This window comes from Paenibacillus sp. PK4536 (genome assembly GCF_028594455.2).
Lineage (GTDB): Bacteria > Bacillota > Bacilli > Paenibacillales > Paenibacillaceae > Saccharibacillus > Saccharibacillus nuruki.
Window position 1 is genome coordinate 4,415,931 of sequence record NZ_CP126313.1, and the last position, 11,894, is coordinate 4,427,824.

The 11,894-nt window shown below is 41.4% G+C and carries 9 protein-coding genes; all 9 read right to left on the minus strand.

Features of this window, described 5'->3' with window-relative positions; all coding sequences use genetic code 11:
* Positions 1-25 precede the first annotated feature (25 nt).
* Positions 26-1,012 (minus strand): alpha-ketoacid dehydrogenase subunit beta, encoded by a 987-nt coding sequence (locus PO903_RS19620; RefSeq protein ID WP_069327870.1) that lies wholly within the window; start codon positions 1,010-1,012, stop codon positions 26-28.
* Positions 1,012-2,040 (minus strand): thiamine pyrophosphate-dependent dehydrogenase E1 component subunit alpha, encoded by a 1,029-nt coding sequence (locus tag PO903_RS19625; protein ID WP_069327869.1) that lies wholly within the window; start codon positions 2,038-2,040, stop codon positions 1,012-1,014. Before PO903_RS19625 ends, PO903_RS19620 begins: the two co-directional genes overlap by 1 nt.
* A gap of 311 nt (positions 2,041-2,351) precedes the next feature.
* Entirely contained in the window at positions 2,352-3,776 is a 1,425-nt protein-coding gene (lpdA, locus tag PO903_RS19630) for a dihydrolipoyl dehydrogenase (protein WP_137220663.1), read from the minus strand.
* Between the two features lie 184 nt (positions 3,777-3,960).
* Entirely contained in the window at positions 3,961-4,176 is a 216-nt protein-coding gene (locus PO903_RS19635; protein ID WP_069327867.1) for a hypothetical protein, read from the minus strand.
* A 232-nt stretch (positions 4,177-4,408) separates the two neighbouring features.
* Complete coding sequence (locus PO903_RS19640) at positions 4,409-5,626, minus strand: glycoside hydrolase family protein (protein WP_273594356.1); 1,218 nt, start codon at positions 5,624-5,626, stop codon at positions 4,409-4,411.
* A complete protein-coding gene (locus tag PO903_RS19645) occupies positions 5,623-7,233 on the minus strand; it encodes a response regulator transcription factor (protein WP_273594357.1) in 1,611 nt (536 codons plus the stop codon). The genes PO903_RS19640 and PO903_RS19645 overlap by 4 nt, the downstream gene beginning before the upstream one ends.
* 58 nt (positions 7,234-7,291) lie before the next feature.
* On the minus strand, positions 7,292-9,058 hold the full coding sequence (locus PO903_RS19650; protein WP_285097367.1) for a cache domain-containing sensor histidine kinase: 1,767 nt from the start codon (positions 9,056-9,058) through the stop codon (positions 7,292-7,294).
* A gap of 601 nt (positions 9,059-9,659) precedes the next feature.
* Positions 9,660-10,979 carry an ABC transporter substrate-binding protein gene (locus PO903_RS19655; RefSeq protein WP_137220667.1) on the minus strand — a complete coding sequence of 440 codons (1,320 nt, stop codon included), beginning with the start codon at positions 10,977-10,979 and terminating at the stop codon, positions 9,660-9,662.
* A 46-nt stretch (positions 10,980-11,025) separates the two neighbouring features.
* The gene (locus PO903_RS19660) at positions 11,026-11,814 is read right to left on the minus strand and encodes a carbohydrate ABC transporter permease (protein WP_069327984.1); all 789 of its coding nucleotides are present in this window, start codon (positions 11,812-11,814) and stop codon (positions 11,026-11,028) included.
* Positions 11,815-11,894 lie beyond the last annotated feature (80 nt).

Here is an 11,894-nt window from a genome sequence, read left to right on the forward strand (position 1 = left end):
TCAATCCGCGCTATCGTTGTTTATTTTAAAATAAAGCAAGATCACGCATAGCGACTTTGACTTTATCTTTGTTGAGCATAAAGAACTTTTCTTGAGGTGGGTTAATTGGCATCGGTGGTGTATCTGGCCCTGCAAGGCGACGAATCGGCGCATCCAGATCGAATAGACATTCTTCCGCAATAATCGCTGCTACTTCTCCGCCTACACCGCCTGTCAAATTATCTTCATGCACGATCAATACTTTACCTGTATGACGAGCTGCATCAATAATCGCTTGGCGATCCAATGGCTGAATCGTACGTAGATCCAGAACATGGCTAGTAATGCCTTCTTCTTGTTCTAACTCTTCTGCCGCTTGCATAATAAAGTGTAACGGTAAGCTATAGCTGATGACGGTAATATCATCGCCTGAACGTAGCAGATTCGCTTCACCGATCGGCACCACATAATCATCATCAGGTACATCACCTTTGATCAATTTGTAGCATTTTTTATTTTCAAAAAAGAGTACTGGATCAGGATCGCGGACAGCGGCTTTCAGTAGACCTTTAGCATCATACGCTGAATAAGGGGCTACAATCTTCAAACCTGCTGTACCAAAAAATACCGACTCCATACATTGTGAATGATACAGACCACCGAATACACCGCCACCAATAGGGGCACGGACAACGATCGGACAACTCCAGTCATTGTTAGAACGGTAACGAATCTTCGCTGCTTCACTAATAATTTGATTGGTTGCTGGCAACATAAAGTCTGAATACTGCATTTCAGCAATAGGTTTCATGCCGTACATTGCCGCTCCAATCGCAACCCCTGCAATCGCAGATTCTGCAAGCGGGGTATCCAATACACGATCTTCGCCAAATTGTTCTTGTAACCCTTTGGTCGTGGTAAATACTCCACCTTTAAGCCCTACATCTTCTCCCAAAACAAATACATTATCATCCAGCGCCATTTCTTCTTTCATCGCTAGACGAATGGCATCAATATATTCCATCATCGCCATTACTGATTACCCTCCTCATCGCCTGCAAACACATGCAGTAATGTATCTTCAGCACGCGGATAAGGGGCATTGTCCGCATATTCCGTAGCTTCTTTCATGATTTGAACGTATTCTTTGCTTAGTTCTGCATCTTGCTCTTCACTCCAAATACCGCAGTCGATCAGGTATTTTTTATAACGAGGCAAGCTATCTTTTTTCCAATTCTCATCGACTTCTTCTTGAGTACGATAAGCTAGATCATTATCTGATGTAGAGTGTGGAGAAAGGCGATATAACATCGCTTCAATCAATGTAGGACCTTCACCGTTGATCGCACGCTCACGCGCTTCTTTAGTTACACGGTACACTTCTAACACATCATTACCATCCACTTGGACACCCGGGAATCCGTAACCCAGTGCACGATCACTAATTTTACCACTGATCTGCTTATGTGCAGGTACAGAGATCGCGTACTGGTTATTTTGACACATCATAATCACTGGCAATTTATGTACGCCAGCAAAGTTACAACCTTCATGGAAATCACCTTGGTTACTTGAACCTTCGCCAAACGTGACAAAAGAAACCAACTTTTTCTTTTTCATTTTGGCGGCAAGTGCTACGCCGACCGCATGAGGAACTTGCGTGGTTACCGGGCTGGAACCTGTCACAATACGTAGACGTTTGCTACCAAAGTGACCTGGCATTTGTCGTCCACCACTATTCGGATCTTCCGCTTTGGCAAATGCAGACAACATCAATTCGCGTGCTGTCATACCGACAGACAGAACGAATCCATAATCACGATAATACGGTAAAAAATAATCTTCTTCCCGATCAAGAGCAAATGCAGCACCGACTTGCGCTGCTTCGTGTCCAACACCGGATACGTGGAAATTGATCTTACCTGCACGTTGTAGTAAATGACAACGTTCGTCGAACTTACGTGCTAAAAGCATATATTTGTACATCTCGATCGCTTGAGCGTCGGTCAATCCAATTTGTTCATGTCTAGTTTGTTGGTCAATAGTACCTTCCGCTTTCATAGCAGGTACCTCCTTAAAATTAGACAAGCTCTGTATTAGAGATGGCTTGTCATTTTGATAAAAATAGAAGATTGTACAACATGCATCCGTCACTACAACAACCTTGATCAGTTATTTTAAGCTACTGGAACAGATTATTCAACAATCGGATAATGAAGCTTCAAGTACAGGTTAGTGCTTGTCTTAAAACCTGGTACTAAGACTTGAGCCTAAACCTATTATAATCACATCCCGGGCAAAAAGAAAAGACGGATTTCTCCATCTTCGCTTATGCATCGTTGTATATAGGGTCAAAAAGAGTAAAAATCAGACTACATTCCGAGCGCTTTGCCATCTACAGCTAACATTGCTTCGCCTAAAATTTCAGCAAGTGTTGGATGAGCATGTACAGTCTGAGCCACTTCCCACGGCGTTGCATTCAGGAATTGTGCTAATGCCGCTTCACTGATCAAGTCTGTGGCTTGTGGTCCAATAATCTGAACACCTAATAAATCATCGGTATTGCGATCTGCAATGACTTTCACAAAACCGTCACTTTCTCCGTAGACCAATGCTTTACCGATCGCTTTGAAAGGAAACTTGCCTACTTTGACGTCGATTCCTTGAGCGGTAGCTTCTTGTTCTGTGATGCCTGTACTTGCGACTTCTGGACGTGTATACACGCAACGAGACACTTGAAGCGGATTATAATGGACTTCTTCTCCGCAGATATGATTGACTGCGGCAATTCCTTCATGACTTGCAGCATGAGCCAATTGCAGTCCTCCAATCACATCACCGATTGCATAAATATGAGATTCTGTCGTTTGCATTTTGCTGTTTACTTTGATAAATCCGTTCACAATCTGTACATCGGTATTCGCAAGTCCGATACTTTCAGCATTCGCTTGACGACCGATCGATACGAATACTTTGGATACCGTTAACACATGCTCTTGTTCTTGATGACGAATCGTAATCGATAGCTCCTGTTGATCCGCTGCTGGCGCATATGTATCTGTTAACAGGGTGGCATCCGTATAGATCGTTACACCACGTTGTTCTAACAATTTGCGTAATTCGCGAGCGACTTCTTGATCTTCCGCAGGCAGAATTTGAGGAGCGGCTTCAACCACTGTAATCTTCACGCCAAAATCATTTAACATCGAAGCCCATTCCATTCCGATCACACCACCGCCAACAATCAGCATGGATTCAGGTAAAGATTCCAATTGAAGTGCATGATCACTATTGAGGATCAATTGACCATCTGCTTCTAGACCTGGAAGTACACGAGGACGTGATCCTGTAGCGATAATCAGATTTTTGGAAACGACCGTTTCCATTTCGCCATCTTCATATTCCACAGCCACTGCCCCACTTTGCGGAGAAAAGATCGATGGGCCTATAACGCGCCCTTTACCTTGTACCACTTTGATTTTATTTTTACGCATCAAATACTGTACGCCTTGATGCAATTGATCGACAATACCTTGTTTGCGAGCCTGTACTTTGGCAAATTGTAATGTAATATTTTCAGCGGCTATACCGTAATCTTCACTGTCTTGCATCAATGCATAGACTTCTGCACTACGCAGTAAGCTTTTGCTTGGAATACACCCACGATGTAGGCAAGTTCCGCCTAATTTATCCTGTTCGATGATGACTACTTCTTTACCTAATTGAGCAGCACGAATAGCAGCGACATAACCGCCTGTTCCTCCACCTAGTATTGCGATATCACAATTAATTGTCATGGTTAATAGTCACTCTCTTTTCTATATAAGTACAATCTTTATCATTAAGTAGGCTTGACCTGTCATACTTACACATACTCTAAGCCACAGGTAACAGTGATCATCTATAATGTATGGTCTGATTTAAGGCACGTCTATTCTACCATATCTTGAGCATTGTTAACATGTAGGGTGTAAAGGTAGCTTATTCGTACAACGCATCACGTAAACGACTAGACATTTTCGGTTGTTGTGCATTCGCTTTAAGAAGTGCTGTACGCAGGCGTTTATTTTCAGCTGAAACGGTCTGTAATGTATGCAATAATTGTTCAATTAAAGGAGTATCTGCTGCTGTCCATTCTGATCGTGTTAATAACTCATTTAATTGTTGTTCCAAAACTGTACGTTCTTCTTCCGTCATGATGATTCTCCTCTGTCATACATTATTATTCATCATTGTGTATACCTATTACGTTTGATTTATTTTTAAAATATGATGTTATGGTAACAGCAACAAACCGGGCAACAGTATGCGCCCGGTTCAATAGTAAGTTACAGAAATGCGAATTAGGTACGCTAACCATACCTTTTATAGTTCCACAAATGATCATAATCGTCAATCTATTTACGTGACTACTAGATAGATCATACTCTTAATAAGCATCGGGTGTAAATAACCCTTGCTTGCCTTGAAGCTTCACTAACGCTTCTGCAAAAAAGTAATCTCCATAAATAATCGAGACATTCAAATATTTCTGCTCTGGATAATGCACGGTTCCTTTGGCAATTAATCCTTCGCCACCTATTTCTTTCGAGGAAAATTGTTCATACAATCCTTGCACGATCAATTCCCCTGCACGCTGATAAAACGATTGTTCATTTTCTGGTACATGACGAGCCAATTCTAACAATCCACTAGCGGCGATTGCTGCGGCAGATGAATCCCATGCAATACGGTGTTCATCCGGTGCTCGAAAATCCCAAAAAGGTACAATCTCTTCGCCTAATTCAGTCAGAAAAAATTGTGCTGTTTGCTTGGCAATATCCAGATACCGTTGTTCTCCTGTATAGGCATAAGATAACGTAAACCCGTGAAGCGCCCAAGCGGTTCCTCTAGCCCATGCTGAACCTGGCGCGAACCCTTGTCCACCATGTTCTTTCAACTTTTCCCCTGTCCAAGGATCAAATTCAACTGCATGACAGATCGAATGATCTTCCCGTACAAATTCTTTGGCTACGGTATCTGCATGTTCCATAGCAAGTGCTTGATAACGAGGGTCTCCTGTTTCTTTGGATGCCCAATATAACAAAGGAAGGTTCATCATACTATCTATAATTGCCACTCCACGTGTATCCATCAAAGGAGAACCAAAATTCCATGCCCGAATATAACGACCACGTACATTATACCTTGCTGCTAACAGATTAGCCGCTAACAATCCACGACGACGTGATTCTGTGTTACCTGATAATCGGTAATGGGCAACACCGCTAAGTAACCATGTGAATCCAAGATCATGATCGACTTTTTCAGGATCATGAAGACATTGTTCCAGTTGTACTTCACAACTTTCCGCCCAGGATGATAAGGCGCTACTTGACTCTGTAGCCTGTTCGCCAGTAGACATTTCTTTATCGTAGGCTGAATCTGCTTCTGTGGCTAACGTTAATGACGAAGGTGTCGATTGAACTAACCATAACAATCCCGGCCAAAAGCCTGCTGTCCACCACTCTGCTTCTCTACGATCATATTCACCTTGTTCAGCAACATGGGGAAAATGGTCTTGAATCGCTTGTGCGGTGGTGGATGTTTGTTGAACGACCCAATTCCATGCTTCACTTTGCCAGTGAGTAGGTGCTGTTGTATTCATATCGTATCCCCTTTGCTTTTGGCAGGAGTATGTCCTGTATACAATTTGTATAGCTTCAGAAAATAGCTTTTGTACTGATAGCCTAACATCTGTGATACTTCATCTACCGTTCCATTACCTGCGGTAATCCATTCTTTGGCACGTTGCATTTTGACCCGTGTCGCATATTCAATAAACGTCTCACCTGTTTCTTTTTTGAACAAACGGCTGAAATAACTGGCATTCAAATGCAAATGTTCAGCCACTTCTTCTAACTTCACCAGACGATTCATATGTTGTTCGACATAGTTACGCGCATGAATAATTTCTGAACGACAATTGGCCTGTAAAGTCCAATCACGTGATAGCACTGCCAGCGCTCCAAAACGGATATTCATCCATTCAGTCAATTCATGGATATGACGAATATGTCCCATTTCACGATGTAATTCTTCTACTGAAAACGCAAACGGTCGCTCATGCAATTGCTGTTGCTTCAATTGCCAGTCAATCGCTAATTTGAGCATAAATGTTTTGACCGTTTCGGGATGATATCGTTCTTGCTTTAAGCGCTCAATCCAGTTGTTAATCCAAAGATTAATTTCTCCATCTGGTAATAATGCAAGTGCTAATGATTCTGCTGCTGTTCCATAATTAGCAAACAGATCACTTTCTTTTTGAAAATCTAAACGATGCGTAGAATCACATAATGTAGAAGGTGGTAAATAAAAATAACGATCTGCTTGCGCTTGTAATTGAATCGCATCGTTCATTGCTTCTTGCCAGTGCAGTGTCTTCGAACCACATACCGTCACAATCTCGGCTTTGGCAAATTTCTGCACACTATAAATCAACTGGTACATCACTTCATGCACAATCATTTCTTGTTGCGCACCTGAACGAACAGGCAAAGCAAACCAGACAAATCCTTCACCAGGACTTTTACTTAAATGCACTGCTGTTCCTGAATGTTCTACAATTTCTTCAACGATATTTTCAACGGTAAATGAAAGCAAATCCAGATCATGGAATCGCTGTTTGCGTTCTTCATTGGCTGTTACGGTGTAATAGACCGGCAGAATCATTTTACCGCGCGTATCCAATCCAAAATGAGTCAATCGCTGAATACCATACTCTGGGTCTTGAATACTGCCTGACAGCAATTCACTGGTAAATTTGCGCTTAATTAAGAGCCGATGTCGCAAATGATCTTCTTGTAGACGTTGATGTTCACTGGAATGCGATTGTGCTTGATCCAGACGTTGCCGAATCTGCTCCAGAATAGGTACTAATTGATCTGCTGTTAGATTTTCTTTGAGCAAATAATCTTGTACTCCTAACTTTACCGCCTGCTGAGCATAGGCAAATTCTCCATGACACGAAATAATGACCGACATCAGCGATTGTTGTGTCTGCTTGAGTGAAGCAATCAATTGAATACCGTCTATCTTGGGCATTCCGATATCGGTAATTAATACATCTGGAGCATGTTGCTGTCCATAAGTAAGCGCTTCCTCTGGATCGCTGAAAGAACCTGCTAATTGAAAGCCAAGTTGCTCCCACGGTACAGCACGAGACAAATAATGAAGTACGGGCATGCTATCATCGACCAGTATGACGCTATACATCATCATAAACCTCCTTTACTCTTACCATATAAAATACTATTCCTGCTATGGATCAATTCTATTGTCTATGTGGCAATCCGATCTTAATTTCTGTGCCTTCACCAGGGTGACTTTCTATGTGTACTTGTACCGAAGAACCATAGATCATTTGCAGACGGCGTATTACATTCGTCAGACCAATTCCTGAAATAGCAGGTACAGGTGGTACAGCTGATTCCTGTTCTAACGGGATTGAATCAGATGATGCTGTTTCGGATAAATCAGTATGTGTAGATTCTAATCGTGATAAAGGATGTAGAGCATATTCTATGTTTGGTTTTTGAATCTGATCAATCACTTGTTGTACAGCTTGCAAACGTTCTGTATTCATACCTTCTCCGCTATCACGAATACTGATCCAGATATATGAATCTTCCAACCAAGATTGTATCCACAAAATACCGCCATACTTCGATAACCCATGATGGTAAGCGTTCTCAACAAGCGGTTGAACGATAAATCGAGGTACGAATTTATCAATCGTATCTGGCGATAATTCCATGTCTAAGTGCACTTTCACTTCTCGCTGAAAATCAACCAGACGAATATAATGTTGTACGGTTTCCATTTCTTCTTGAAGCGGAATACATTCGTTACCTCGATTGACAGTCATTCGTAGTAAAGAAGAAAGTGAACCCAATAATACAGCGGCGTCTTCAGAACCTTTTAACAACAGATCCATCCGAATCGCTCCCAAAATATTAAATAAAAAATGAGGGTTAATCTGTGCTTGTAGCATTTCTAGTTCTGCTTTGCGGCGTTCACTTTGTTCGCGTTCGATCTGGATAATCATCTCTTCGACACGGTCTAACATGGCATCTAGCGATTGACCGAGCACACCAGCCTCATCTTCTCCTCGAATACCGGAGCGAATACTGAGATTATCATTATCAATTTTGCGGACGACCTGCGTTAATTTGACAATCGGACGGGTTAGACGAGCAATCCCTAGCACTAATAAAATCAGGAATACAATCAATACCGCCATCTGGACAAAATTCGTCACTTGATAAATTCGATTAATCTTTTCAGCAGCAACGCCATAAGGCACTAATCCTTCCAATCTCCATCCAGCCACAGACATATCTCTTTCCAGTTCTAGAATCCCTTCTTGTGGATGATACAGTTGACTAAAATCATTACCGATCATCTGGCTATTGGGATGAGAAATAATCTGATTATCTTCGCCTACGATCATCATTTGAATGGTAGAATCGTACTTATTCAGTACCGCTTTCAATTGTTCTTCATTCATACTAACAATCACATAACCATAGACTTTGCCTGATAACAAGCGTAAACTGCGAGCCACCGAGAGCATGTGAGTGGTTGGTTCGTCTTTGGATTGCAGATACGATGGATGTAGCAAAAAATTAAGCTTACCCCCTGTAATAAATGTACCGCTATGGGTCAGTTGATGGATATCCAACTTATCCAGCTGGTATTGATCTGACTGGAAATTGCTATAGATCATTTTACCATTTCCTGTCCAGACCGAGATATAGACTTGTTCTCCTGCATAAGAAAGATTATCTAGTTTCTTGGTCACATCCGAAGCTTCAGTCTGTCCTACATAGATACCACTACGTCGATATTTGAGTGCTAGATTGAGTTCTTGATCCAAGTACAGATAGTTGGAAATATAGATCAGGCGATTGATCTGATCGGTTAAATACAGATTCGCTGCATCCAGTGAATTGCCTGCATTCTGCAAAACGTTTTCTTTCATCATGTCTTTGGTCAGCCAACTGGATAACATTGTGCCTGCGCCGATCGTTAACAGCAAGCAACAGGCCACGGAGGCAATCAGCTTGCCCCTTAGTGAAGTATGCCAGATTCTCCTCCATGCCTTCATGCTCATATGACCTTTCGTTTTGGATTAAAAGTTTAGATCAAAAATGGAATGGGGCTTTGGGGCATCATCCGCTGCGGCAGAGGTATTGTCCTTGTCATCGCTGGTGAACAAAAATACCTTGATTGACCGCTGGCGGTCGGTATTTTTATTCAAAGGCGACCGCTTCGCTTTTTCAGGACAATTCCTTTGCCTCCGCTCCGTGCTCCCTAGCCACCACTCTATTTCTTGATGTAAAGCTTTCTTAATTTGGGGTAGCCGTGTTAGTGCTAAAAGAATTAGTTGGTTTGTTTTACAAGAATATTGGTTTTGTAGTGATTAAAGTATGGTTTGATAGTGATTGGGATTTCTTTGTTGTAGCTTTAGTATAGAGTTTTTGGTTATTACATAAGAATATTTTAGATGAATTAGTATGATCTTATTTTAGTTGCTATACGGGCTTGTTTTCTTGTTTTATAGTTTAGGAATTTTTATTTCTTTTCGTTTTGGTTTATGATTTTCGGCTTAGTGTCATTCTTTAATAGAGGCTATCGAATTAGCTTTTGTTAGCGTCTATGATTTGTTGGACAATGGCTTTGGCGTTGGTGATGGTGGTGTCGATGTCTTGTTTTTGTAGGATATATTTTTCGAATTCAGCGTTTACTTCTTGTTCGATTTCGCTCAGGTATGGAACAGCTGGGGCTTTGTTAATGCCTTTGCTGACTTTGAAGGTGTAGATGAGTGAGTCTAGATCGACGTTTTCTGGGTGTGTACCGTTATTGATAATACTTTCTAGTGCTTTACTAACATCTGCTTTTTGCCAAGAGGAGATATCTGTTCCTTGTGCTTGGATACCTTCTGTTGTCATCCAGCGGATAAATTGCATAGATGCGTCTTGTTTGTCTGATCCTGCACCAATTCCGTAGTAATCATAATCATTACTTGAATAGATTTCTTTGGTATCTGCGTTATTTTTAGGATAAGGTGCTACAGCGACTTTGAAGTCAGGTGCAGATTCTTTGCTTCCTGCGATATTGGAGTTCATCCAGCTTCCCATAACTAACATGCTGGCTGATCCACCTAGAAATTGATCACGATAATTTAATTTTTGTGAAATCGCATCGCTATATGGAACGGCTGAGTGATCTTCGTGTTCTGCTTGATAACGCAGTTCGAAAGATGCACGGAAGTTAGGATCGTCCATGTTGGATGTACCGTCTGCTTTGAGATAGCTATTGTTTTCAGGTTGATTCAATAGTTCAAGTAACGTCTGAGATGCCCATGTATGGAAGTATACACCATAGTAGCTATGATCCGGTGCTGTCAATTTTTTGGCATATTCACGGAATTCATCCCATGTCCAATCGGTAGGTACTTTTAAGCCTGCTTTATCCAGACGATCTTTGTTCAGTAACACATACGTAATCGCACGTTTACCGGGTAATGCATAACGTTTGCCATCGACTGCGAAGTCAGCTAAGTATTCATCTTCATATTTAAAATCAATCAAATCGTCCAGTGGTGCAAACATGCCCATATCCACACGTTGAGCGTACGTATTCGCATTGTTGACCATCACCACATCAATAGGATCGCCCGAACCTGCGGCAAGGTCTAACTTTTTGATATATTCGTCGGTATCACTTTTTTCAGATAAACCTACATATTCAACTTCAATATTTGGATTCTTTTTTTGCCATGCGGCATAGACATCATCCCAGTGGAATTGATCTTTGGTATACCATGTGTAAAATGTGATTTTGGTTTTGCCATCTGCTGTTGTGGCACTTTCTTTGGCTTGTCCACAGCCTGCGAGTACTAATAGTAGACAACAACTCATGATGATCATCGATTTCCATTTTAGATTCAGCTTCATTATAATCCCCCTTAGGATATATACATTTGATATAAATGAATAACAGTTACCCTTTCACGCCACCGAGTGCAATTCCACCGATAACATGTTTTTGTGCTAATAAAAAGACGATCAGTAAAGGTAAAATCGCCGAGCATGTGCCTGCCATAATGAGTGAGTAATATTCGCCTGTAGCATCGGCAAAGCGGTTAATACCTAATTGAACTGTAAATAATTCAGGAGAACGTAGGAAGATCAATGGTGCTTGATAGTCATTCCATGTCCAGATAAATCGTAAAATGGCATAGGTTGCAATAAAAGGCTGGACTAAAGGCAAAGCAATTTGAGCGAAAATACGTGCATGCCCTGCTCCATCAATCTTGGCAGACTCGATAAATTCACTATGAATCGACATAAATGCTTGTCGTAACATAAATGTACCAAGTGCACTGAACGATTCAAGCAATACCAATCCGATATGCGTATCGAACAATCCTAGACTGCGATACATAATGAATTGAGGCACTAATACCGCTTGCCCTGGAATCATAAACGTAAGTAACACGATAATAAATAATGTATCTCGACCTCGAAAATTAATTTTGGAAAAAGCATAGGCTGCCATCGCTGAAGTGATTACTGAGATAAGGATAGTCATCACCGAGACTTTGATCGAGTTCCAGTAATACAACATAAATGGTGGATCACCGAACCATACGGCACGATAATTTTCGACTACATTCCATGTATGCGGAATCCATTGAACCGGATATTTGAACACATCGGCTTCTGGCTTAAACGATGCTGACAACATCCAGATAAAAGGTAGTAAAAAGATAATCCCTATCACCAGCATGATAACGGTTACAATTATTTTCGTCAAAGACAGCTTGGCTCTTTTGGGACGATGCGTTGACGATACATTTGGAGCTGAAA

Coding starts and splice junctions, on each gene's coding strand:
- PO903_RS19620 (WP_069327870.1), bottom strand. CDS start 1,012: ATGGCGATGATGGAATATATTGATGCCATTCGTCTAGCGATGAAAGAA.
- PO903_RS19640 (WP_273594356.1), bottom strand. CDS start 5,626: ATGAATACAACAGCACCTACTCACTGGCAAAGTGAAGCATGGAATTGG.
- lpdA (WP_137220663.1), bottom strand. CDS start 3,776: ATGACAATTAATTGTGATATCGCAATACTAGGTGGAGGAACAGGCGGT.
- PO903_RS19625 (WP_069327869.1), bottom strand. CDS start 2,040: ATGAAAGCGGAAGGTACTATTGACCAACAAACTAGACATGAACAAATT.
- PO903_RS19655 (WP_137220667.1), bottom strand. CDS start 10,979: ATGAAGCTGAATCTAAAATGGAAATCGATGATCATCATGAGTTGTTGT.
- PO903_RS19660 (WP_069327984.1), bottom strand. CDS start 11,814: ATGCTGGTGATAGGGATTATCTTTTTACTACCTTTTATCTGGATGTTG.
- PO903_RS19635 (WP_069327867.1), bottom strand. CDS start 4,176: ATGACGGAAGAAGAACGTACAGTTTTGGAACAACAATTAAATGAGTTA.
- PO903_RS19645 (WP_273594357.1), bottom strand. CDS start 7,233: ATGTATAGCGTCATACTGGTCGATGATAGCATGCCCGTACTTCATTAT.